General features: G+C 30.8%; 19 protein-coding genes, 8 tRNA genes and 1 pseudogene. 23 read left to right on the top strand and 5 right to left on the bottom strand.

The genetic code is table 11. The features are described from left to right. The 9 genes and pseudogenes from purL to FBF06_RS05200 all read left to right on the top strand — a co-directional run bounded on the left by purL (position 1) and on the right by FBF06_RS05200 (position 9,451). Positions 1 to 2,187: a phosphoribosylformylglycinamidine synthase subunit PurL gene (gene purL, locus FBF06_RS05245; protein ID WP_002900033.1), complete on the top strand. Its 2,187-nt coding sequence runs from the start codon at positions 1 to 3 to the stop codon at positions 2,185 to 2,187. Further along, positions 2,184 to 2,954 (top strand): DnaJ domain-containing protein, encoded by a 771-nt coding sequence (locus tag FBF06_RS05240; RefSeq protein WP_002885199.1) that lies wholly within the window; start codon positions 2,184 to 2,186, stop codon positions 2,952 to 2,954. Before purL ends, FBF06_RS05240 begins: the two co-directional genes overlap by 4 nt. 2 nt (positions 2,955 to 2,956) lie before the next feature. Next, on the top strand, positions 2,957 to 4,489 hold the full coding sequence (gene purH, locus FBF06_RS05235; protein ID WP_002900032.1) for a bifunctional phosphoribosylaminoimidazolecarboxamide formyltransferase/IMP cyclohydrolase: 1,533 nt from the start codon (positions 2,957 to 2,959) through the stop codon (positions 4,487 to 4,489). A gap of 98 nt (positions 4,490 to 4,587) precedes the next feature. Continuing rightward, positions 4,588 to 5,049, top strand: a complete 462-nt coding sequence (locus tag FBF06_RS10100; protein ID WP_002895881.1) for a membrane protein — start codon at positions 4,588 to 4,590, stop codon at positions 5,047 to 5,049. Positions 5,050 to 5,505: 456 nt separating this feature from the next. Next, a pseudogene (locus tag FBF06_RS10095) lies at positions 5,506 to 6,172 on the top strand (methyl-accepting chemotaxis protein). 15 nt (positions 6,173 to 6,187) lie between these two features. Further along, positions 6,188 to 6,622, top strand: coding sequence for an META domain-containing protein (locus FBF06_RS05215; RefSeq protein ID WP_002860707.1), 435 nt, complete (start codon positions 6,188 to 6,190; stop codon positions 6,620 to 6,622). Positions 6,623 to 6,720: 98 nt separating this feature from the next. Next, on the top strand, positions 6,721 to 7,698 hold the full coding sequence (locus tag FBF06_RS05210) for an agmatine deiminase family protein (RefSeq protein ID WP_002859225.1): 978 nt from the start codon (positions 6,721 to 6,723) through the stop codon (positions 7,696 to 7,698). Continuing rightward, complete coding sequence (locus tag FBF06_RS05205; RefSeq protein WP_002853697.1) at positions 7,695 to 8,582, top strand: cation diffusion facilitator family transporter; 888 nt, start codon at positions 7,695 to 7,697, stop codon at positions 8,580 to 8,582. The genes FBF06_RS05210 and FBF06_RS05205 overlap by 4 nt, the downstream gene beginning before the upstream one ends. After that, positions 8,579 to 9,451, top strand: coding sequence for an N-carbamoylputrescine amidohydrolase (locus FBF06_RS05200; RefSeq protein WP_002859227.1), 873 nt, complete (start codon positions 8,579 to 8,581; stop codon positions 9,449 to 9,451). Before FBF06_RS05205 ends, FBF06_RS05200 begins: the two co-directional genes overlap by 4 nt. An 11-nt stretch (positions 9,452 to 9,462) precedes the next feature. Here the strand turns inward: FBF06_RS05200 and FBF06_RS05195 are convergent, their stop codons facing one another. Continuing rightward, positions 9,463 to 10,809 carry an SH3 domain-containing C40 family peptidase gene (locus FBF06_RS05195; RefSeq protein ID WP_168977563.1) on the bottom strand — a complete coding sequence of 449 codons (1,347 nt, stop codon included), beginning with the start codon at positions 10,807 to 10,809 and terminating at the stop codon, positions 9,463 to 9,465. Between the two features lie 48 nt (positions 10,810 to 10,857). Between FBF06_RS05195 and pif1 the strand changes: the two genes are divergently transcribed. Both pif1 and FBF06_RS05185 read left to right on the top strand, forming a co-directional pair. Continuing rightward, positions 10,858 to 12,201, top strand: coding sequence for an ATP-dependent DNA helicase Pif1 (gene pif1 / locus FBF06_RS05190; RefSeq protein WP_002860705.1), 1,344 nt, complete (start codon positions 10,858 to 10,860; stop codon positions 12,199 to 12,201). Positions 12,202 to 12,210: 9 nt separating this feature from the next. After that, complete coding sequence (locus tag FBF06_RS05185) at positions 12,211 to 12,945, top strand: hypothetical protein (protein ID WP_002885211.1); 735 nt, start codon at positions 12,211 to 12,213, stop codon at positions 12,943 to 12,945. On the opposite strand, the gene lolA is transcribed toward FBF06_RS05185, so the two are convergent. Beyond that, positions 12,942 to 13,451 carry a LolA-like outer membrane lipoprotein chaperone gene (gene lolA, locus FBF06_RS05180; protein WP_002885213.1) on the bottom strand — a complete coding sequence of 170 codons (510 nt, stop codon included), beginning with the start codon at positions 13,449 to 13,451 and terminating at the stop codon, positions 12,942 to 12,944. The genes FBF06_RS05185 and lolA overlap by 4 nt on opposite strands. A gap of 99 nt (positions 13,452 to 13,550) precedes the next feature. Between lolA and secA the strand changes: the two genes are divergently transcribed. From secA to FBF06_RS05120, 12 genes are all read left to right on the top strand, one after another. After that, on the top strand, positions 13,551 to 16,139 hold the full coding sequence (gene secA / locus FBF06_RS05175) for a preprotein translocase subunit SecA (RefSeq protein WP_002875435.1): 2,589 nt from the start codon (positions 13,551 to 13,553) through the stop codon (positions 16,137 to 16,139). Next, a complete protein-coding gene (locus FBF06_RS05170) occupies positions 16,136 to 17,341 on the top strand; it encodes an ABC transporter permease (RefSeq protein WP_002853329.1) in 1,206 nt (401 codons plus the stop codon). The genes secA and FBF06_RS05170 overlap by 4 nt, the downstream gene beginning before the upstream one ends. Before the next feature lie 22 nt (positions 17,342 to 17,363). Continuing rightward, entirely contained in the window at positions 17,364 to 18,149 is a 786-nt protein-coding gene (locus FBF06_RS05165; protein WP_168977562.1) for an amino acid ABC transporter permease, read from the top strand. Positions 18,150 to 18,210: 61 nt separating this feature from the next. Next, positions 18,211 to 18,286: transfer RNA gene (locus tag FBF06_RS05160), tRNA-Lys, on the top strand. A gap of 7 nt (positions 18,287 to 18,293) precedes the next feature. After that, positions 18,294 to 18,369, top strand: a tRNA-Val gene (locus tag FBF06_RS05155). A gap of 51 nt (positions 18,370 to 18,420) precedes the next feature. After that, positions 18,421 to 18,497: transfer RNA gene (locus tag FBF06_RS05150), tRNA-Asp, on the top strand. A gap of 4 nt (positions 18,498 to 18,501) precedes the next feature. Continuing rightward, positions 18,502 to 18,577, top strand: a tRNA-Lys gene (locus tag FBF06_RS05145). Between the two features lie 19 nt (positions 18,578 to 18,596). Then, positions 18,597 to 18,672 (top strand) — tRNA-Arg (locus tag FBF06_RS05140). A gap of 6 nt (positions 18,673 to 18,678) precedes the next feature. Beyond that, positions 18,679 to 18,754, top strand: a tRNA-Val gene (locus tag FBF06_RS05135). A 51-nt stretch (positions 18,755 to 18,805) separates the two neighbouring features. Beyond that, positions 18,806 to 18,882, top strand: a tRNA-Asp gene (locus FBF06_RS05130). A gap of 66 nt (positions 18,883 to 18,948) precedes the next feature. Then, positions 18,949 to 19,329, top strand: a complete 381-nt coding sequence (locus FBF06_RS05125; RefSeq protein WP_002870239.1) for a hypothetical protein — start codon at positions 18,949 to 18,951, stop codon at positions 19,327 to 19,329. Positions 19,330 to 19,373: 44 nt separating this feature from the next. Further along, complete coding sequence (locus FBF06_RS05120; RefSeq protein WP_052800227.1) at positions 19,374 to 22,886, top strand: acyl-[ACP]--phospholipid O-acyltransferase; 3,513 nt, start codon at positions 19,374 to 19,376, stop codon at positions 22,884 to 22,886. Between the two features lie 7 nt (positions 22,887 to 22,893). Here FBF06_RS05120 and FBF06_RS05115 read toward each other — a convergent pair whose 3' ends face one another. The 3 genes from FBF06_RS05115 to FBF06_RS05105 form a co-directional block, all read right to left on the bottom strand. Further along, positions 22,894 to 23,805: an AEC family transporter gene (locus FBF06_RS05115; protein ID WP_002853271.1), complete on the bottom strand. Its 912-nt coding sequence runs from the start codon at positions 23,803 to 23,805 to the stop codon at positions 22,894 to 22,896. 196 nt (positions 23,806 to 24,001) lie between these two features. Beyond that, positions 24,002 to 24,087: transfer RNA gene (locus FBF06_RS05110), tRNA-Leu, on the bottom strand. Between the two features lie 35 nt (positions 24,088 to 24,122). Beyond that, the gene (locus tag FBF06_RS05105; RefSeq protein ID WP_002860554.1) at positions 24,123 to 24,461 is read right to left on the bottom strand and encodes a F0F1 ATP synthase subunit C; all 339 of its coding nucleotides are present in this window, start codon (positions 24,459 to 24,461) and stop codon (positions 24,123 to 24,125) included. Positions 24,462 to 24,541 lie beyond the last annotated feature (80 nt).

Below are 24,541 nucleotides of genomic sequence, written 5' to 3'. Positions count from 1 at the left end.
ATGGACAAAGAAACCATAAAAGCACATAAAATCAGTGATGAAGAATATGCACAAATTTTAGAAATTTTAGGACGCGAGCCAAATTTATTAGAACTTGGGGTTATTTCTGCGATGTGGAGCGAGCATTGCTCTTATAAATCTAGTAAAAAATATCTTAATGGTTTTCCAACTAAAGCACCTTGGGTGATTCAAGGCCCAGGAGAAAACGCAGGGGTTATTGATATTGGGCGAGGTATGGCAGCGGTTTTTAAAGTAGAAAGTCACAATCACCCTAGCTTTATTGAACCTTTTGCAGGTGCGGCTACAGGAGTAGGGGGAATTTTGCGTGATGTTTTTACCATGGGTGCAAGAGTGGTTGCGGGGCTAAATTCTTTAAAATTTGGCGATATTCATGATGAAAAATGTGGCAAACATCAAAAATACCTTGTTAAAGGCGTGGTAAATGGAATTTCTCATTATGGAAATTGCATGGGTGTGCCAACTATAGGTGGAGAATGTGCTTTTGATGAGTGTTTTAATGGAAATATCTTAGTTAATGCCTTTGCTTTAGGGGTTTGTAAAAGTGAAGATATCTTTTATGCTAAGGCTGAAGGTGTAGGAAATCCTGTGATTTATGTGGGTTCAAAAACAGGGCGTGATGGACTTGGTGGAGCGGTTATGGCAAGTGATAGCTTCAATGAAGAAAGCAAATCTTTGCGTCCTACAGTGCAAATTGGCGATCCTTTCAGTGAAAAACTTCTTATGGAAGCTTGTTTAGAGCTTTTTAAAACTGATTATATTGTGGGTATTCAAGATATGGGTGCTGCAGGGCTTACTTCAAGTTCTTTTGAAATGGCAGGAAGAAGTGGCAGTGGCATGAAACTTTACTTAGATAAAACTCCTATACGTGAAAGCGGTATGACTCCTTATGAGTTAATGCTTAGCGAGTCTCAAGAAAGAATGCTTATTTGTGCGAAAAAAGGCTATGAAGATAAGGTTATAGAAATTTTCAAAAAATGGGATTTAGATGCTGTGGTTATAGGTGAAGTTACCAATACAGGAAAAATGGAGCTTTTTTGGCATGATGAGCTTGTAGGGCTTATTCCTATCGAGCCTCTAAGTGAAAAAGCGCCGATTTTAAGTCGTCCTATAAGTGAGCCAAAATATTTAAGTGAAATTAAAGATTATAAATTTGAGTTAAAATTAAGCATTCAAGAGCTTTTTATACAAATGCTTCAAAATGAAAATATTAACAACAAAGCTTTTATTTATGATCAATTTGATTCAAGTGTGCAAACCAATACTATAAAAGCTGATGGAAGATTAGGTGCTAGTGCCATTCGTATCAAAGAAAATGGTGCAAGTGTGGCTATGGCTATAGAATGTAACTCACGCTTAAATTATGTAAATCCTAAAATAGGAGCAGCTTTAGCAGTAGCTTCAGCAGGAAGAAAAGTTGCTTGCACGGGGGCTAAGCCTTTGGCAATAAGTGATTGTTTAAATTATGGAAATCCGCAAAATCCTGAAGTGATGTGGCAATTTGCACAAGGTTGCGAAGGCATTAAAGAAGCTTGTAAAGAGTTAAATACCCCAGTAGTAAGCGGCAATGTTTCACTTTATAATGAAACTGAAGGCGTAAGTATTTATCCAAGTCCTACTATAGTAAGCGTAGGGGTTTTAGAAGATGCAAATAAAACCTTAAAAGCTAGTTTTGAAAAAGAAAATTTAAGTGTTTATCTTTTGGGTGAAAGTTTAGGGGAATTTGGTGGATCTATGGTAATGAAAATCCAAGATAAAAAAGTATCAGGAAGTCTTAAAGAGCTTGATTATAAAGCTGAAATTGCACTTTGGGATTTGCTTTATAAAGCCAATCAAAATTCTTTACTTGAGTGTGCCAATAGCGTAGGAATAGGGGGTATTGCTATGACTTTGGCAAAAATGTTTGCTATTTCTAGTGTAGGTGCAAATTTAACAAGTGGTTTTGATGATGAAAAAATGATTTTTGATGAGAGTGCAAGTCGTGCTATAGTAGGGCTTAGTAAAGAAAATGAAGAAGCTTTTTTAAATTTAGCTAAAGAATTTGGAGTAAAAGCTTATAAATTAGGTGTGAGTACTAGCCAAAAACATTTTAAACTTGATAGCATTGAGTTAAGCAAGGCTGAACTTGATAAGCTTTATTTTGAAAGTTTTAAAGAGCAAATCCAATGACTTTAGTTTTAATTATACTCGTTGTTTTGGTGTTTTACTGGTATTATAAAACTTGGGGAAAACAGGATTTTTTAAACTCAGCTACAAGAGGAGCCAAAGGCTTTGCTAAGGGTTTTGCTCGTGGGGTTATGGAAGAAAGAATGGATGAGTTTAAAAGGCGTATGAATTACTATGTTATCGCACTTTTGGCAAAAATTGCAAAAAGCGATGGCAGAGTAAGTGAAAATGAAGCTGAAATGATCAAAGATCTTTTAGATGCAAATGCCAAAGATGAAAAAGAAAGAGCTTTTTTAAAAGCAAGTTTTAATGAACATAAAGAAAATTTAAGCGATGCTTTTTACGTGGCAAAAGATTTTTTAAAAGAAGTACCTTTACCTAAAAATGAGCGTTTTAATGTTTTGCGTGTGCTTGTTTTTATGGCTTTAATCGATGCAGATTTTAATGCTAAAAAGCGTGAAATTTTAGAGCAAATCGCTAAAGCCTTTGATATAGCAAAAAGCGAATTAGACGCTTTTATAGCAAGTCTTTCAAATTTAAAAAGTTCTAAAAAAGAATTAAGTCTTGATGAAGCTTTTACTATTTTAGAACTTCCAAATAATGCAGATTTAAATGCGGTAAAAAAACAATACCGCAATTTAGCAAAAAAATATCATCCTGATATTTTAAATGCAAACAATGTTAGTGAAGAAGAGCTTAAAATCGGTGTAGGGAAATTTCAAAAAATCAACGAAGCTTACGAAAAAGTTAAAAAACATTTAGAAAGGTAAAAATGAGAGCATTGCTTAGTGTGAGTGATAAAGAAGGTATAGTAGAATTTGGCAAAGAGCTTGAAAATTTAGGCTTTGAGATTCTTTCAACAGGTGGGACTTTTAAGTTTTTAAAAGAAAATGGAATAAAAGTTATGGAAGTGAGTGATTTTACAAAAAGTCCTGAGCTTTTTGAAGGGCGTGTAAAGACTTTACACCCTAAGATTCATGGTGGAATTTTACACAAAAGAAGCAATGAAAATCATATCAAACAAGCAAAAGAAAATGAAATTTTAGGAATTGATCTAGTTTGTGTGAATTTATATCCTTTTAAAAAAACCACTATCATGAGTGATGATTTTGATGAAATTATAGAAAATATCGATATAGGTGGGCCTGCGATGATAAGAAGTGCAGCAAAGAACTATAAAGATGTGATGGTACTTTGTGATCCGCTTGATTATGAAAAAGTCATCGAGACTTTAAAAAAAGGTCAAATTGATGAGAATTTTCGTTTAAATTTGATGATAAAAGCTTATGAGCATACGGCAAATTATGATGCTTATATTGCAAATTATATGAATGAACGCTTTAACGGAGGTTTTGGAGCGAGTAAATTTATAGTAGGACAAAAAGTATTTGATACAAAATATGGAGAAAATCCACATCAAAAAGGGGCTTTATACGAGTTTGATGCCTTTTTTAGTGCAAATTTCAAAGCCCTTAAAGGCGAAGCAAGTTTTAATAATCTAACCGATATTAACGCAGCTTTAAATTTGGCTAGTAGTTTCGATAAAGCTCCAGCTATTGCTATAGTAAAACATGGAAATCCTTGCGGTTTTGCTATAAAAGAAAATTTAGTACAAAGCTATATACATGCTTTAAAATGCGATAGCGTTAGTGCTTATGGAGGAGTGGTTGCAATCAATGGAACTCTTGATGAGGCTTTAGCAAATAAAATCAATGAAATTTATGTAGAAGTAATCATCGCAGCCAATGTAGATGAAAAAGCTTTAGCTGTGTTTGAAGGTAAAAAACGCATTAAAATTTTCACTCAAGAAAGCTCGTTTTTAATCCGCAGTTTTGATAAATATGATTTTAAACATATTGATGGGGGTTTTGTATATCAAAACAGCGATGAAGTTGGCGAAGATGAGTTTAAAAATGCAAAGCTTATGAGTCAAAGAGAGGCAAGTAAGGAAGAATTAAAAGATCTTGAAATCGCCATGAAAATAGCAGCATTTACCAAATCAAACAATGTTGTTTATGTAAAAAATGGCGCTATGGTGGCTATAGGCATGGGTATGACAAGCAGAATCGATGCAGCAAAGGTAGCAATCGCTAAAGCTAAAGAAATGGGGCTTGATTTGCAAGGTTGCGTTTTAGCAAGTGAAGCCTTTTTTCCTTTTAGAGATAGCATAGATGAAGCAAGTAAAGTAGGGGTTAAAGCTATAGTAGAACCAGGCGGAAGTATAAGAGATGATGAAGTGGTAAAGGCGGCTGATGAGTATGGTATGGCGCTTTATTTTACAGGAGTAAGACATTTCTTACATTAAGTTTAATGGAATGTTATGTTTTTTACACATAATTCAATAAAAATTAAATAAATTATGTGTAAAATATTTCCGAAAAATTTTATTTTTAGGAAACTATGATGTTTAAAACTATAGGATTTAAGGTTTCTGCTGCAATTTTTGTGGTGTTGCTTATAAGTTTCATTGTAATGCAAGTGATTTTAAATTTGGATTTTAAAAATACTGCCAATAAAATGAGCAGGGCAAATTTAAATACCGTAAGTACTTCTGTTTTTCAAACAATGAGAATGGCTATGAATTTAGGAGATCCTGAAAAAATTAAAGAAGCCATTGAAGATGTAAAAAGTATAGAGGGTATTAGTGATATTAAAATTTATCCTTCAAAAGATACTATAGATCTTTTTGAGATGAAAGCCCCTCAAATTTCAAATGATAAGCGTATTATAGAACAATTTTCAAATCCTAAAATTCAAGCTTTGGAAGAAAATATAAATGGTGTTGTGTATTTAAGATTGATACGCCCTTTGATTGCAGATGAAAGTTGTGTTACTTGTCATGAAATGCTAATACAGGAAGTGTGATTGGGGTTATGGATATATCACATTCTTTAGAAGGTGTTTAAAAAGATATAAGCAAAACCGGTCAATCTTATATTATAATATTTACTATTGCTTTGATTTTTACCCTTTGTGGTGGTTCTTTTAATGCTTAAAGTTGTTGTTGGAAAGCCCGTTTTAGAGCTTTTAAATCATGCTAAAGAATTAGCTCAAGGAAGCGGCAATTTTAAAAGCTCGTATTTCAGTTAAAGGTCAAGATGAAATTGCTTTAGCTTGTGGATATATCAATCAATTTATCGAAAAAACTCACAAGGCAGTTAGCAGTGCAAGTCATAATTTAAAAAATGTAGAAAAACAAAGCAATCTTTTAAATTCAAATGCTATTTTTTAAGTGATATCAGTTCACAAAGTCATAAGCAAATAGATCAAAGTTTTAAACTTGGTGCAAATGTTGGCAATGAACTTAGAGAACTTGCTAGTTTGTCAAATAAGGCAAATAGTGCCAATGAAAAATCCTTTTTATTATTAGAGCAAATGCTTAAATCTTTGTTTAATGTTGCTAATAAAGTATCAATAGTATCCCAAAATGAAAATGAATTGGCTAAAAAAGTTGAAAACATGGTTAATCAAGCAGGTAATATACAAAAAGCAACTCAAATGATGGATAAGATCGCAGATAAAACAAAATTACCATCCCTAAATGCTGACATAGAAGTAGCTAGGGCTGGTGCATTTGGACTAGGTTTTTCTGTAATTGCTGAGGATGATAGGCAGTTGGCTCAGAACAGTGAAGAATTTTTGGGAAATGTAGCTCAAATTACAAAAGAGCTTTTGCAAAGTATTAATGAGGTTAACGCAGAATTAAAGAAAAATACTCAAAGTATACAAGCTTTAAATGATGACACCGCTTTATTGGTTGATGATGCTAATGAGGTTAAATTATGTAACGAAGATGCTAGGGCTTTGGTAACTCAATGTACTAAAAATAAAAATTTCCCAAGAGAATATATAAAATTTACTTTCTCGTATGCAAGAAAATGTTGAAGTAAGTGAAAAGAATGAAGAAATTTCTAAAATTCTACTTCAAGTTGTAGATGAGTTAAAAATAGTGTGTCATAATCTCGAAAGCGAACTTAACCAATTTTAAATTTAAAGGAATAAAATGAAAAAAACGCTTCAAATTGCTTTAGCTGCAACTTTTTTTGCAGGTTGTGCTAGTACTTCTGTTACTTCATCTACTTCTAAAGGTAATAATGAACTTGTACAAAATCAGCTTTTCAAAATAGAAAAAATTATAGTTAATGGTAAAACTTTTGATCCAAAAAACGCAGAGGAAAGTCCAAATATTAGTTTTGAAAATAATAAATTTTATGGTTATTCAGGGTGTAATCGTTTTTTTGGTTCTTACCAAACTAAGGCGGATACTTTGCAAATCGAAGGTGATCGCGTAGCTTCAACTCAAATGCTTTGTCATCCAATGGATGTAATGGATTTTGAAAATTCTTTCCTTTCAAATTTCAAAGGAATTTTTAAAATTTCAAATGAAAATGGAAAACTTGTTTTAAGTAATGATGAAATGAAGATCTTTTTTAAATAATACCCTAAAGCCTCGAAATATCGAGGTAATCTTCTTAAATTTGACAAAAGTCTAAAAAATGATACAATTATAATTTTATTATCAAAAAAGGTAGTTAAATGATAAAATCAATTCCTGAATGGAGTGAGCAAGAATACCTCATGCTTTCTTTACCCCATGAAAAAAGCGATTGGAATCCCTATTTAGAGGAAATTTTGCAAAGTTATAAAGAATTTGTAAAAGCAGTGAGTGAATTTCAAAAAGTTTTACTTATAGCTCCTAAACAGAGTGATTTTGAAAATTTTAAAGATATAAAAAATGTAGAGTATTTTAAATGTGATACCAATGATACTTGGATACGTGATTTTGGAGCTATAGATATAATAGAAAATGGTCGTTTAAAGGCTCTTGATTTTACTTTTAATGCTTGGGGAAATAAATTTCAAAGTGAGCTTGATAATGCTGTAAATTCTAAGCTTTTTAAAGAAAAATTTAAAGAGGAACTTAAAAAGGTTGATTTTATTTTAGAAGGAGGAAGTATTGACTTTAATGGAGAGGGTGTGATGCTTACAAGCTCTCATTGTCTTTTAAATGAAAATAGAAATTCTCATCTAAACAAAACTCAAATTGATATAAAATTAAAAGAAATTTTTGGTTTAAAGCAAATTATTTGGCTAGAAAATGGTTTCATAAAAGGTGATGATACAGATCATCATATCGATACCTTAGCAAGATTTATAGATAAAAATACCATAGCACATTGTATTTGTGAAGATGAAGAGGATGAACATTATTTGCCTTTGCAAAAAATGAAAGAAGAGCTTAAAAAAACAGGCTTTGATTTAGTAGAACTTCCTATACCTAATCCTTTATACTATGAAGGAAGAAGATTGGGCGCAACTTATGCGAATTTTGTTTTTATAAATAATGCTTTAATTGTGCCTTTTTATAAGGATAAAAATGATGAAATCATAGCTAAAAGACTTTCTAAAGCTTTACCTAGTCATAAAATTATAGGAGTAGATGCAAGAGTGTTTTTACGACAAAACGGTTCTTTGCATTGTTCTTGTCAAAATCGTTTCAAAGGTTTAAGATGAGTTTGCAAAAAAAAGCAACTCTTGTAGCAAGTTTATGTGCCATTGTTTTAGCCTTGGTTAAATTTATAGTAGGCTTAACAAGTGGTTCTGTTGCAGTACTTTCAAGTGCGATTGATTCTTTAATGGATTTTGCTATTTCTGCTTTTAATTTTTTGGCTCTTAAAAAAAGCTCACAAAAGGCGAATGAAAATTATAATTTTGGTTTTTCTAAAATTGAAGCTTTAATGGGTTTGTTAGAAGGTGTTTTTATAGTTGGCGTGGGGATTTTTATTTTTTATGAGAGTATTTTAAAGATTTATTATAAAGAAGAAATTAAAGATTTAAATTCAAGCATCTATGTGATGATTTTTGCTTTAATTATGACTTTTTTTCTTGTACTTTTTTTAAATTATGTAGCTAAAAAAACCAAAAGTTTGATTATAGAAAGTGATGCTTTGCATTACAAAACAGATTGCTTAACCAATGCTTGTACTTTAGGGGCTTTGGTTTTGATTTATTTTACAAATTTACATATTATTGATGCTATTTTTGGGATAGTGATCAGTCTTTATACGGCATTTTCTGCTTTTAAAATCATTAAAAAAGCTTTAGCTTTTTTAATGGATGAGGCTTTACCTAAGGAACAAGTGGATAAAATTTGTACTTTGATTTCTAATAATCCTGAAATAATTTCCTATCATGAATTAAAGACGCGTAAAACTCCAAGTTGTAATTATTTAAGCGTGCATTTGGTTTTTTGCCCTATAATTTCGCTTTTAAATGCGCATAAAATTTCAGATGAAATAGAAGAAGGCGTGCGTAAGATGTTTGAAAATGAAAAATGGGATATACAAATTCATTTAGATCCTTATGATGATGCAGAACAAGAAAGGCAAAGACAATGAAAATCGCTTTAATACAACAAAAATTTCATTTAAATAAAGAACAAACTATAAAAAAAACTTGCGAATTTATAGAAGAAGCCTCTAAACAAGGAGCTGAGCTTGTTTGCTTGGGAGAACTTCATCAAAGTGAGTATTTTTGTCAAAGTGAAAATGTGGATTTTTTTGACTATGCTAATGATTATGAAAAAGATGTGAAATTTTGGGCAAATATAGCTAGAAAAAATCAAATAGTGCTTATTGCTTCATTGTTTGAAAAACGAAGTGCCGGACTTTATCATAATACTGCAGTGGTTTTTGAAAAAGATGGTTCTATAGCAGGCAAATATCGCAAAATGCACATACCCGATGATCCTTGTTTTTATGAAAAATTTTATTTTACTCCTGGAGATTTGGGTTTTGAACCTATAAATACAAGTTTAGGTAAGCTTGGAGTGCTTATTTGTTGGGATCAGTGGTATCCTGAAGCAGCAAGAATTATGGCTTTAAAAGGAGCTGAGATTCTTATTTATCCCACGGCAATTGGTTGGTTTGATAAGGATAAAGATGAAGAAAAACAAAGACAGCTCAATGCTTGGCTTGGCGTACAAAAAGGACATGCTATAGCTAATGGTTTATATGTAGTAGCTATCAATAGAGTAGGTTTTGAAAAAGATGTAAGCGGGATAGAAGAGGGCATTAGATTTTGGGGAAATTCTTTTGTTTTTGGCCCTCAAGGTGAAGAACTTTGTCTTTTAGATTCTCAAAACGAATGTGTAAAAATCATAGAAATAGATAAAAAAAGAAGTGAAAATGTGCGTCGTTGGTGGCCTTTTTTGCGAGATAGACGCATAGAATATTTTGCAGATTTAACTAAAAGATTTATTGATTAAATCAATAAATCTTATTTGTTTTGTATATTTTCAAGATAGCTTTTTATTTGCTCTTTTTCTTGTTCATTTAAATTTATAAAACTTATTTCTTTAAGTCTTGATAAAAGCAAATTATCTTCTAAAATTTCATTTTTTCCTATTTCTAAAGAAGTGATGACGCTAGAACTTATGAGAAGTCTTTGGGTTGCATCTTTTCTTAAGCCCCATATATTATGTATGGCAATATTATTATCTGTAATTTGTCCTGCATAAAGCATAATATGTCCAGGTAAATAAAGTAAGCTTAAATAAGCTTTTCCAAAGCGGTTTAAAAAATCTTTTTTTTGAGAATTGCTAAGAGTGCTTATATCAAAATGATTAAAAGAATTTTTTTGTGCAGCTGAATTTCTTGGTAGATAAAGTCCAAAAGCTGAAAAGATATCACGAGTTAGTAAAGAACAATCTCTTTCAAAATTATAACCGCCCCAGCCATAAGGCAAATTTAAAACTTGTGAAAGTTGATTTTTTAAATTTTTATCATTGAATTGTAAAGGAAATTTAGATACATCTTTTTTAGAAATTTTATATTTTTTAGAACCTATTTTTCCATAAAAATAGTTTTTATCTTCTTTGTAGTAAGGATAGATAGCACCAATTCTACTTTCAAAGAAAAATTTACCATCCTCGCTATAGATAGCAAATTTTTCTTTTAGTGGTGTGATAAAGTTGAGATTTTCATAGATTTTCGCTCTATCGTTTGAGAAAAATTCCAAATTTTTACTTTCAACAAATCCAAATCCAGCTTCACCTAAAACAAAAGCATAACGCTTATCTTTACTAAAATGTGAAATTAAGACAGGGGATCCAGTATTTAAAATGCCATCGCTTGCATAGTCAAAAGGAATTCCTTCATTTTCAAAAAAAGGATTTTTTAAGATAGCTCTTTGGGTTGGAAGATTTTTAATGATTGTATTTTGGATAATCAAAGCTTTTTGATTAAGTTTGCCAAATTCTTGGATATTTGCGTTATTTATAGCATTTTTAAACCATGAAAGCGGAATAATTTGTTTATTGAAAAAATAATAAGTATTTTTTGAATTTAAATATAAAGGAAAGGACCAAAAAATATTTTGTCCTTTGTAGTTTTTAAATGAACCATGCCAAGGGTTAAAGAAATATTTTTTATATCGTTTTGCATCAAAATTAATATCGTAAGTAAATTGTGGCAAAATGCTTACATTTTGTTCGTATTCAAGTTTTGCATAATGTTTATTTTCATTTTTTTGTTCTAAATTTTCATGATGGAGTGAAGTTAAATTTTTTGTTGAACAAGCTGTTAAAAATAGCACTATAAAAGTAAAATATAAACAAGATTTCATAATCAACCTTTTAGAAAAAATAGTTATAATTAAAGCTAAGGAAATATAATGCTTGATAAACTAGAAAAAATTTTAGCTTATGATAATGTTTTTTTAAGTGGTGGCGCTGGAGTTGGTAAAAGCTTTTTGACAAATGAGCTTATCAAATCTTATAGAAAACAAAAAAAATTAGCCATAGCTCTTGGTTCTAGTGCTCTATCGGCGTTTAATATAGGCGGTGTTACTTTACACAGCTTTTTTTGTTTAGGGTATTGTGATGATATGATGAAATTAAGTGCATTGGATCGCAATCAAAAACAAAAAGAAAAATTAACAAAACTTAAAGAGCTTTTAAAAACGATTGAGCTTATTATTATCGATGAAATTTCCATGGTTAGCGCAAATGTTTTTGAAATGATAGGCTTTAGACTTAAAAATTCTCAATTTAATGGAAAAATTTTAGTTGTTGGAGATTTTTTTCAACTGCCTCCAGTAATTAAAGAAAAAAAAGAAACTTTATTTAACCATTCTTATTATGTTTTTTCTTCATTTTTTTGGCAAGATTTAAATTTTAAGAATATTAAACTTTCTCAACCTAAAAGAACGCAAAATATGGAATTTTATAACCATTTATCTTTGATTAGACAAGGTTTTTTAGATGAAAAAATTTTAAGCTTTTTTGAATCTTTGCGAATTGATTATAAAGAATTAGAAAATTTAGAAGATGATTATACTTTGCTTTGTGGTATCAATAAAAAAGTAAACAATATCAATCAAGAAAAATTAAGCAAACTTGATACCCCGCTTGTATGCTTTAAGGCTCAGGTTAAAAAAGAAGATAAGAGAATAAAAGATGAAGAGCTTGATTCTTGGATTAGAAGCTTAAATATATTGGAAGAATTAAATATTAAAATAGGCGCTCGTATTATTTTTTGTGTAAATAATTGGGATAAGAATTATTATAATGGAGAGCAAGGCATTATAGAAGATATTCTTTATGAAGAGGAGAAAATTTATATTAGCATTATTAAAAATAATGGGATGAAAATTTTACTTGAACCTTATACTTTTTTCATGGAAGAACTTGAGCAATCAGGTAAAGATTTTGTTGTTAATATTCTCGCAAGTGTTACACAGTTTCCTATTAAATTAGCTTATGCTATTACTATACACAAATCACAAGGTATGAGTATTGAAAAATTAGTGTGTGATATTGATCATATTTTTGAAAATGGACAGCTTTATGTCGCTCTTTCTCGCGCTACAAACCCAAATACTTTAAAAATTTATTCTACAAAAAAGATAAATTTTGGATTTTATTTTGCTAATATTTTAAAAATAGATTCTAATGTGATTGAATTTTATAAAAAACATAATTTTTTAGATCTCGAAATACAAGAACAAATCATTTAAAGGCATTAAATGAAAAAAATATTTTTAAGTGTTTTTTTGGTTTTGAGTTTAAATGCTCAAAATCTTGAAATAGATAAAATAAGAACAGATTTGTATTCTAAAAGTGGAGCAAATGTTCTTAAAAAAGTTGAAATTTCTTTGGAATTTGATGGGAATAATTTAAAAGAAAATGAAAATAAGTTAATTGATGCTGTAAATACGGTAATTTCAGGGTTTTTTTACGAAGATATTTTTACAGAAATTGGAAAAAATAATTTCAAAAAAACTTTAGAAAAATTTTTAGATAAGAAGTATAAGATTGAATTAGATGATATATATATCATATCTTTAAGCGGAGTGGAAAAATTTGATTTAGAGGAGTTTAAACGCTTTTTAGAAAGTACTGAGGCTAAAGAGAAGGGTATGGGTAGCGAGGTAAAAAAAGCACTTGAAAACTTAGAAGTTCCTAAAACTCAAGTTCCTAGTGTTGAAAAGATCCCAACTCCTAGTGTTCCAAATTTAGAAGTCAAGCAAGTTGAACAGCTTTTCAAAGATCCAGATGAAGAAAATAAAAATGACAATGGAGAAATCAATATAGATAATTTAAATACACCTAAAATGACTCCAGATATAGAAGAAAAAATTAAAAGAGATTTAATCGCCAATCCTCCACAAATATTCAAAGAAAATAACGCAAGCAAGCCTTATCATTTGCCACAAACAGGCTATGATATAAAGCTTGATGAAAATTCAACGCAAAATTAGCGAACTATATCATAATTTTGCGGAATTTTTGCCTTGAAAATATCGGAGTTGATTTTTGGATTTTTAATTTGATTATTTAGATTGATTATAACATCATTTTCAAATTCATCTTTATAGGATATGCTTTGAATTTGCTCTTCATTAAGCTTAATTGTATAGTTTATATTATCATATTTTGCTGCAAGTTTATCCTTATCTATAAGACTTGCTTTTTTGAAAATTTCATTAAGATTTGGAATGTTATCAAGATGAGAGAAAATGACTTGTTCTAGATCGTGCTCTACTATGGTTACTTGATTTTTGTTGATATAAATCTCTTTTTTACTAGGAGTATCATAACTCCAATATGCTTGATTTTTGCTCAGTATAAAATGCCCAGAATAAGAAAGTGTAGAGTTTTTGGATTTCACTATTTGGGTAAAATTGCTTGAAAAGGTATTAAAATTAAGATCAAGGGCAAAAAGTTGTCCTATAAAAATAAAAAATATCAAGAATGTTTTTTTCATTTATTTTCCTTAAAAAAATATATTTTTTATGTCATTCTAGCTAATTTTAATTAAATAATCGTTATAATGATAGTTTGAAAAATTTATAAAGGTTTAAAAATGTTTTTAAATACTTTAAAAGCCGTGTTTGGCACAAAAAATGATCGTGAAGTTAAGAAATATTTCAAGCGTGTAGCACAAATCAATGCTTTAGAAGGCAACTATCAAAATTTAAGCGATGATGAATTAAAAGCCGAATTTGCAAAATTTAAAGAGCAAATTTTAAGCGGAGAAAAAAACGAAAATGATGTTTTAAATGATGTTTTTGCTATAGTCAGAGAGACAGGTAAGAGAACTTTAAATATGCGTCATTTTGATGTGCAGTTAATCGGTGGTATGGTTTTGCACGATGGAAAAATCGCAGAAATGAAAACAGGAGAAGGTAAAACTCTTGTAGCAACCTTACCTGTTGTTTTAAATGCCATGAGTGGCAAAGGCGTACATGTCGTTACAGTAAATGATTATCTAGCCAAAAGAGATGCTGAGCAAATGAGTGCGATTTATAATTTTTTAGGTTTTAGTGTTGGCGTGGTGCTTTCTTCTCAAAATAGTGATATAGAACACAAGCAAGCTTATGATTGTGATATTACTTATGGAACCAATAATGAGTTTGGTTTTGATTATTTGCGTGATAATATGAAATTTTCAAAAGCTGAAAAAGTTCAAAGAGAGCATAATTTTGTTATCGTAGATGAAGTAGATAGTATTTTAATTGATGAGGCAAGAACTCCGCTTATCATCAGTGGTCCTACAAATCGTACTTTAGATGGTTATATTAAAGCCAATGAAGTAGCTAAACAAATGCAAAAAGGTGAAGCAGTTTTACCCCCTGCAAAACCTGAGGGTGATTTTGTAGTAGATGAGAAAAATCGTAATATTTTAATTACAGAAGCAGGTATTGCTAAGGCTGAAAAACTTTTTGGCGTAGAAAATTTATACAGTCTTGATAATGCTATCTTAGCTCATCAGCTTGATCAAGCCTTAAAAGCACATAATCTTTTTGAAAAAGATGTGCATTATGTTTTAAGAAATAATGAAGTTATCATCGTTGACGAATTTACAGGGCGTTTAAGCGAAGGACGTCGTTTTAGCGAAGGATTGCATCAAGCTTTAGAAGCTAAAGAAAATGTAAAAATTCAAGAAGAAAGCCAAACTCTAGCAGATATTACTTTTCAAAATTATTTTAGAATGTACAATAAACTTGCAGGTATGACAGGAACTGCACAAACAGAAGCGACTGAATTTTCTCAAATTTATAGTTTAGATGTTATTTCTATACCGACAAATATTCCTATTAAAAGACAAGATAAAGATGATCTTATCTATAAAACTCAAAATGAAAAATTCAAAGCTGTAATTGAAGAGATTAAAAAAGCCAATGCTAAAGGTCAGCCTGTACTTGTAGGAACCGCAAGTATAGAGCGCAGTGAAGTTTTTCACAATATGCTTGTAAAAGAGAAAATCCCTCATCATGTTTTAAATGCTAAAAATCACGAGCAAGAAGCTTTGATTATCCAAGATGCAGGTAAAAAAGGTGCTGTAACTATCGCTACAAATATGGCAGGTCGTGGTGTAGATATAAAAATCGATGATGAGATTAGGGCTTTGGGTGGGCTTTATATCATCGGTACAGAAAGACATGAAAGCCGCCGTATTGATAATCAACTTCGTGGTCGTGCAGGAAGGCAGGGTGATCCTGGAATAAGTCGTTTTTATCTAAGTTTAGAAGATAATCTTTTAAGAATTTTTGGTGGGGATCGTATTAAAAGTATTATGGATCGCTTGGGCATAGAAGAGGGCGAAAGCATAGAATCAAGAATCGTTACAAGAGCGGTTGAAAATGCGCAAAAAAAAGTTGAAAGCTTGCATTTTGAAAGCAGAAAGCATTTGTTAGAATACGATGATGTAGCAAATGAACAAAGAAAAACTATTTATCGTTATCGTAATGAGCTTTTAGATGAAAACTATGATATTAGAGCTAAAATTTCTCAAAATATCGCTGAATATAGCGCAAATGTAATGAATGATTATATGCTTGACGAAAGCGGTTCTAATGTAAATTTTGAAAATTTGAAAGCAAAAATTTTGTATGAATGTTCAACTCAGATTAGTGAAAAAGATTTTGAGAATTTAAGCGTCATTGAAATGCAAGATAAGCTAAGTCAAATTCTTGAAAATTCTTATAATGAAAAGATGTTAAGACTTGAGATTAAAGAATTGCGTAATATAGAGCGTATTTTATATTTGCAAGTTTTGGATAATGCTTGGAGAGAGCATTTGTATCAAATGGATATTTTAAAAACAGGAATAGGACTTCGTGGATACAATCAAAAAGATCCTCTTGTGGAATATAAGAAAGAAAGTTATAATCTTTTCTTGGAGTTGGTCAATCGTATTAAATTTGATAGTATTAAACTACTTTTTAGCGTGCAATTTAATCAAGAAGAGGCGCAAAATTTAGAAAATAAAGCCAATGAAGAAAATGAAAAGCTACTTCAAAGCTCAGTAGAAATGGGCGCAAGCGAAGATAATCTTGGCGAAGCTGAATTTAAAAAAGTTCCACGCAATGCTCCTTGTCCTTGCGGAAGTGGAAAAAAATTTAAAGAATGCCATGGAAAAAGTGGTCCTAAGCAAGGAATTTTAGCTTGAATAAAAGCGTTTTAAAATATTTACTTTTTAAGTATTTAAGATTTGATAAAGAGCAACCCTTTATCAATCTTTCTATGCTTTTGGCCTTTTTAGGAGTTTGTGTAGGACTTTGCGTTTTGCTTGTAGCTATGGCAATTATGAATGGTTTTGATAAAGAATTTGAAAAACGCTTTTTTGTGATGAATTATCCTATTACTATTTTGCCTAAATTCTACGCTCCTGTAAATGATGAATTTATAGATGAGTTAAGAAAAACATTTCCAAATTTGTTATTTAGCCCTTATTTAAGTACTCAAGTTGTTGTAAAGGGAGATAATCGTTTTGAAGGTGGTGTGCTTTTTGGCGTTAATTTTAATGATGAAAAAAAAATAAACGAAGTGGTTGCTAAAGCTTTAAAGGATGAGAATTTAAGTGGTTTTGATATACTTGTAGGATCAGCACTTACTGATGAATTTGGTTTGCATAAAAATGACAAACTTTCACTTATTTTTTCAAATCTTAATCCTAGTGGATTTTCTTTAGTACCGCAAACTAAACGTTTTGATGTTAAAGCGCGTTTTACTTCAGGGCTTGCATTTTATGATAAAGCTTATATGTACACAGATGTTGATGCATTGAAAAAAGTACTTGGAATACCTAAAAATCCAAATTATGATGGAATTCATGTATATAGCGATAATGCTTTTAAGGATGTTGAAAAAATTAAATCTTATTTAAAAGATGATTATGCTGTGGTGGGTTGGTGGGAGCAAAATAAAAATTTTTTTTCAGCCTTAGAACTTGAAAAAAGAGCGCTTTTTATAGTGTTGATGCTTATTATTTTGGTTGCAAGTTTAAATATAGTAAGTTCTTTATTGATGATAGTAATGAATCGTCGCAGTGAAATAGCACTTTTACTTGCTCTAGGTGCAAGCAAAAATGAGGTAAAAAAGAGTTTTTTTGCCTTAGGTATGCTTATTGGTGGTGGTGGTATGATAGTGGGTGTGGTACTTGCATTTTTTGCTTTATGGCTTTTGGGAAATTTTGATATTGTAACTTTACCTGTTGATGTTTATGGAACCAGTAAATTACCACTTGATTTATCTTTAATGGATTTTTCTTTAACCATTGTGGGTGCTTTAATAATCATAGCTTTATCATCTTTTTATCCTGCAAAAAAAGCAACTCAAATTAATATTTTAGATACTTTAAGAAATGAATAAATTGTAATTTTGGAGATTTTTATTGTCTTTGTTTACTCAAAAAAATAAGAATTTTAAACCTTTAAAACCTCTATCAAAGTCAAAAATAATCACTAATTTAATTCTTTTGATTTTATTTTTAATATTGTTTTGTTATTGTAGTTTTAGTATAAGTGCTTATCATTTTGATTTTAGCGCAATTGCAACCTATAAAGAAAAATTTCTTCAAGGTTTTTTAAATACTTTAATAATCAGTTTTTTTTCTTTATTGTTGAGTATAATTTTGGGTGGAGTTTTTTGTGCTTTTTCTTTAAGTTCGATTGTTTTTTTAAGATTTTTATCTACATTTTACATAGAGCTTGTCAGAGGAACCCCTTTACTAGTGCAGGTATTATTGATATATTATATCATTGCAAATAATTTAGGACTTGATAATCGATATGTGGCTGGAGTTATTATTTTATCATGTTTTTCTGCTGCTTACTTAGCTGAAATATTTAGAGCTGGAATTTTAAGTATTTCTATATCTCAGCTTGAGAGCGCTAGGGTTTTAGGGTTAAAAGAGATGCAGGTTTTTGCGTATGTAATTTTTCCCCAAGCTTTAAAAAATATTTTAGCACCGCTGAGTGGACAATTTGCAAATTTAATTAAAGATAGTTCCTTATTAAGCGTTATTGCTGTAAATGAATTAACCCAAAGTGCGCAAGAGATAAATTCTTATACTTTTGCTACTCTTGAAGCTTATGTAATTTTGGCTATTACATATCTTGTTTTGACTTTACCTATAAGTATATTTTCTCGTTATTTGGAGAGAAAATGCCAAAAATGATTTAAAAAAGCTTGACAAATAGAGCTAATTTTGGCATAATCACATTTTTATTTCAGAAAATGTCTCGTTAGCTCAGCCGGTAGAGCATCTCCCTTTTAAGGAGGGGGCCGTTGGTTCGAATCCAACACGGGACACCATTATAAAGGTCGCTTAGCTCAGTTGGTAGAGCGCCACCCTTACAAGGTGGATGTCATAAGTTCGAGTCTTATAGTGACCACCATTTTATAAAATCATAAATAGGTTTTATAATCTCTACTTCTTTACTTTGGATGCAGCGGTAGTTCAGCTGGTTAGAATGCCGCCCTGTCACGGCGGAGGTCGCGGGTTCGAGCCCCGTCCGCTGCGCCATATTGTCTCGTTAGCTCAGCCGGTAGAGCATCTCCCTTTTAAGGAGGGGGCCGTTGGTTCGAATCCAACACGGGACACCATTTTTATTGTTAGGGTTATGACCCTTTCGTCTAGTGGCCCAGGACAACACTCTCTCTGTGTGGAAACAGAGGTTCAAATCCTCTAGGGGTCGCCAATCATAGGTCGCTTAGCTCAGTTGGTAGAGCGCCACCCTTACAAGGTGGATGTCATAAGTTCGAGTCTTATAGTGACCACCATTTTATAAAATCATAAATAGGTTTTATAATCTCTACTTCTTTACTTTGGATGCAGCGGTAGTTCAGCTGGTTAGAATGCCGCCCTGTCACGGCGGAGGTCGCGGGTTCGAGCCCCGTCCGCTGCGCCATCTTGCTTGGTAACGATTTTATAAGTATAATTTACAAAATAATAAAAAATAGAGCTAAGGAAAAAAATGCTTATTATTGGACATAAATTATTAAAAAATTTAGATTTTTCTTTTATTGAAAGTGTTGAAGAAGTTAAAGATAATAAAGTTTATTGTATTGTTTATGATGAAAAATTGATTTCTTATTTAAGTCAAAATGATTTTGAATTTGCTATTTTAGTTCAAAATAAAGATGAGATATTTTTAGCCAATGCTTTAGGAGCTAAGTTTTTGCTTTGTAATGATAAAAAACTTGCAAAATTTGCTAGTAAGGTTGCAGAATTTTATGTTTTTGATAGTAGGGTTTTAATGATTGTTGATAAATTAGAGAATTTTAGAAAATTTTATAAATTAAAAATCGATGGAATTATTTTAAAAGATAATATAGATAATTTTCCTAAAAACTGATAAATTCTTTTGTAAAATAAGCGCTAATTGACGAGGTTTAAATAATGCAAAAAAAATCTTTTTTGAAAATTTACGGATTAATTCCTTTTTTACTTATAGCATTCATCAATGCTTTTGTGGATTTGGGACATAAAATTATTATTCAAAATACTATTTATAAGGCCTATGAAGGAAGTGAGCAGTTATTTTTAAATGCTATAGTTAATGCTTTGATTTTACTTCCTTTTATTCTTATGCTTTCTCCTTCGGGTTTTTTAGCGGATAAATATCCAAAAAATATTGTAATGAAAATTTCAGCAATTTTCAATGTTATACTCACTTTAATAATTTGCATTTGTTACTATAGCGGTGCTTTTTGGATGGCTTTTATTTTTACTTTTATAATGGGAGCACAAGCAGCGATTTATTCACCAAGTAAATACGGTTTTATTAAAGAACTCGTGGGAAAAGACTTTCTTGCTATGGGTAATGGTGTAATTAATGCGGTAAGCATTGTGGCAATCTTAGCGGGAATGGCTTTATTTTCTTTAAGCTTTGAAAGTCTTTATAGTTCTATGTATAATCAAACAGATGAAATTTTAAAAGAAGTAGCGCCTTTAGGAATTGTGCTAATTTTATTTTCTTGTATCGAAGTATTTTTTGCGTGGCGTTTACCTAAGCTCAAACAAACAAATAAAGATTTAGTTTTTAATAAAAAAGACTATATTCGTGGAAAACTTCTAATAAATAATCTTAAGCTTGTTTTTAAAAATAAAACTATTTGGCTTTGCATAATTGGAATTTCATTTTTTTGGGCTATATCTCAACTTTATCTTGTCAGCTTTCCTGTCTTTGCTAAAAATGAACTTTTCATAGAAAATACTTTTTATGTGCAAATTTCACTCGCTTTTTCTGGTATAGGAGTGATTTTAGGCTCTTTAGTAGCTGGTAAATTTTCAAAAAATTATATAGAACTTGGATTTATTCCACTTGGTGCATTGGGTATGTTTTTAATGGCTTTTTTAATGCCTTATTTTATAAGTTTATTAAGTTATAGTTTTTTATTTTTCTTTTTTGGATTTTGCGGAGCCCTTTTTATCATTCCTTTAAATACTTTAATCCAATTTCATGCTAAAGAAAATGAATTAGGACAAATTCTTGCAGGAAATAATTTTTTTCAAAATATTGCCATGTTGGGATTTTTGCTCTTGGCAACTTTATTTGTAAAATTTGAAATCAATGTGATTTATTTGTTTTATTTTATTGCTTTGGTAACCTTTATAGGAAGTTTTTACATACTTTTAAAACTCCCCTTTTCTTTAGTGCGTATACTTTTAAGCATAGCTTTTTTACAACGATACCGTTTACTTGTGGAAGGTTTTGAAAATATACCAGAAAAAGGTGGAGCTTTACTTTTGGGTAATCATATTTCTTTTATTGATTGGGCTGTTGTACAAATGGCAATTCCAAGAAAAATTTATTTTGTTATGGAAAGAAGTATTTATTCTAAATGGTATATTAAAATTTTTCTTGATAAATTTGGTATTATTCCTGTATCAAGTACAGGAAGTAAGACGAGTTTAGAACTGATAGCAAAGCATATTAAAGAAGGTAATTTAGTTTGCTTATTTCCCGAAGGTACACTTTCGCGACATGGGCAATTAAATGAATTTAAAGCAGGATTTGAATTAGCTTGTGAATGTTTAAGTGAAGATGATGGAAAAATTATTCCTTTTTATATAAGAGGGCTTTGGGGTAGCGCTTTTTCAAGAAGTGATGAAGAATTTTCAGCAAGAAACCGCACTTTAAATAAAAGAAAAATTGCTATAGCTTTTGGTAAAGCTATGCCTTTGCATTCTAAAAAAGATGAAGTTAAAGCTAAAGTTTTTGAACTTTCTTTTATGGCTTGGAAATCACAATGCGAAGCTATGCATACTATAGCAAGAGCTTGGATAGATACAGCTAAAAAAAATCTAAATCAAATAGCTATTATCGATACACTAGCTGGAGATATTTCTTATAGAAAAATGTTGACTCTTAGTTTATTTCTTAATTTTTTTATTAAAAGAAAATCCAAAGAATTAAACATTAACCCTCAGCGTGGAAGTTACGCTCCTAAAGAGGAAGCTATAGGAATTTTACTACCTGCTTCTTTTGCAAGTTCTTTAACCAATCTATCTGTTTTAATCGCAGAAAAAATTGCAGTAAATCTTAATTTCACTGCTGGAGAAAAAGCTCTAAAAGCAGCTATAAAAAATGCGCAAATTTCACAAATTTATACTTCTAAAACTTTTTTAGAAAAATTAGCAAATAAAGGTATAAACCTAAATTTCGATACAAATATACATTTAATTTATTTTGAAGATATTGTAGAAGATTTTAAAATGCAAAAAACTAAAATTTTTAGCATGATGCTAGCAGTTAGTATTATACCTAGTTTTATACTCAAAAGCATCTTCACTCCTTCAAAAAACAATCTTGCCATCGCAGCTATTTTATTTAGTAGTGGAAGTGAAGGTTCTCCAAAAGGTGTTATGCTCAATAACCGTAATATTTTAAGCAATATAGCACAAATTTCTGATGTGCTTTGCACAAGAAATAATGATGTCATTCTCTCATCTTTACCACCTTTTCATGCTTTTGGACTTACCGTAACTACATTTTTGCCTTTGCTTGAAGGTATTAAAAGCATCACTTTTTCAGATCCAACCGATGCCTTAGGGGTTGCCAAAGCTGTTGCTAAAAATAATGTCACTATTATGTGTGGAACTTCAACCTTTTTAGGAATTTATGCAAGAAATAAAAAGCTTGATGCTTTAATGTTTGAAAGTTTAAGAATAGTTGTATCGGGCGCTGAAAAACTAAAAAATGAAGTAAGAACTACTTTTGAAATGAAGTTTAAAAAAAGCATTTTTGAAGGTTACGGGGCTACGGAAACCACGCCTGTGGCGAGTGTAAATTTGCCAAATCATTTTGATGTGGATTATTGGCTTATACATCGTGCCAATAAAGAAGGAAGCGTAGGAATGCCTCTACCTGGAACTGCGGTACGTATTGTTAATCCAAATAATTATGAAAATTTAAAAACAAATGAAGATGGACTCATACTTATAGGCGGTCATCAAGTTATGGTAGGCTATCTTAATGACAAAGAAAAAACCGATGAAGTGGTTAAAGAAATTGATGGCATAAGATGGTACAACACGGGAGATAAGGGACATTTGGATGAAGATGGTTTTTTATATATTGTCGATCGTTATTCTCGCTTTGCAAAAATTGGCGGAGAGATGATTTCTTTGGGTGCAATAGAAGAAGAAATTGCCAAATTTATAGACACTGAAGTGGTTAAATTTTGTGCCACATCTTTAGAAGATGAGAAAAAAGGGGAACAAATTGTTTTACTCATAGAATGCAATAATGAAATTTTTGAAGGAGTATGTGAGGCTATAAAAAATTCTAATATACCTACACTTTTTAAACCTAGATATTATTTTCAAATAGAAAAAATTCCCCTCCTAGGTTCAGGAAAAGTTGATCTTAAAAAAGTTAAAGAATTAGCTAAAAATTTAGCCATATAATTTGAGCTTATAACAAAGTCCAAATTAAAATTGGCATAGAAACAAAAGCAAAAAGAACTCCAAAGGCTACAGCACTTACGGCTAAATTACTATCTAGTTTAGCTTTCATTACCATAGCTCCTGCTAAAGTCATAGTAGGAGCTGCACTTTCTATAATAGCAACGATGGTAGAATCTTTTAATTCCAAATTAAATATTTTTAAACAAAATACAAAAAATAAAGGAGCTAAAATCATTTTAGCAAAGATGACAACTATTGTAGGTTTGTAAGAGGTTTTAATCGCCATAAAGCCAAGTCCTAAACCTATAGCAAAAAGTGCAACAGGGGTTGCAGAGGCACCAAATAAACGAATAGGAGAGAAAATAAATTCAGGTAAAGTAATCAATTTACACAAAAAACCAAAAAGCAAAGCTAAAAAAGGTGGAAAACTAAGAATTTTTTTAACATTAGCAAGCAAACTGACTTTTTCTCCATTTCCCAAAGAAAGTATAAAAGGTCCAAAAAGTGATATAGGTAAAGTTGTGGCTAAAGCATCGTAAAATATAACTTCAGCGCTAAATTGTGGGTCATTAAATATACCAGCAACAATAGGCATACCCACAAATATAGTATTTCCAAAACAAGAAAGCAAAAACATACTGACTAAAGTTACTTTAGAAAAATGAAAAACTTTTCCAATAAGAATAGCAAAAAAAGCTGCTAGTATACAGCTAAACAATCCAATAAAAATAAAAATAATCAATGAAAAATCAAAATTTAAATGATATGCTTTATCGAAAATCAAACAAGGTAAAGCAAAAATAATAGCAAAATCTAAAAAAGTCCTAGCTTGTTTTTGCTTCAAAACGCCAATTCTTTTGGCAAAATATCCGCCTGCAAGTAAAATAAAAATTGTAAATAATGGTATAAAAACAAACATTGAGTAATCCTTTTTAAGGGATGGTTTTTGAAAACGGATAGAATTATATTCTTTATACTTAAAAAAAATCTTAATATTTTTTAAGTTTTTTAAAAAAACCAATATTTTTTATTTTTTGTAACTTTAAGAAATTGTAAGTTGAAATTTGATTTTGAATAGTTAGTATTTTAAGTTGAATGATTATAATTTTAAATAATGGTGCGGTTAGCGAGATTTGAACTCGCACACGCGGAGCGCACCACCCCCTCAAGATGGCGTGTCTACCAATTCCACCATAACCGCATAGAAAAAAGCCCAAAAAAGGGCTTTAATAAGTTTTATTGTAAAACTATAAAAGGATTTGCGTAAAGTGCTATTAGCGCGATAACAAGAGCATAGATAACTTGTGCTTCGATCATCGCTAAAGCGATAAACATAGTTGTCATTAATTTTGGCCCAAGACCAGGGTTTCTAGCTGTTCCTGCAATTGTTGCCGCTGCAGTATTACCCATACCGATAGCACCACCAAGTGCTGCAACACCAAGACCTAGGCCTGCTGCAAGAACTGAAAATGCTTTAATCCATACATTAATAGCTTCTTGCTCTACTGGAGCATTAATTTCAGCTGCAAAAGCTACTGCTGCACATGCTAATAATAAAAAAAGAACTTTTTTCATTATCTTAACCTTTCTATAAAAAAATTTTTTTCAATTTTTAAATCAGTTCGGCTTGCGTATCCCTACTTAAGACTTAAAAA

Source organism: Campylobacter sp. CFSAN093227 (assembly GCF_012897855.1).
Classification (GTDB): Bacteria; Campylobacterota; Campylobacteria; order Campylobacterales; family Campylobacteraceae; genus Campylobacter_D; species Campylobacter_D jejuni.
Note: the sequence above shows the minus strand (reverse complement) of the source record. Positions and strands in the feature narration are given on the sequence as shown.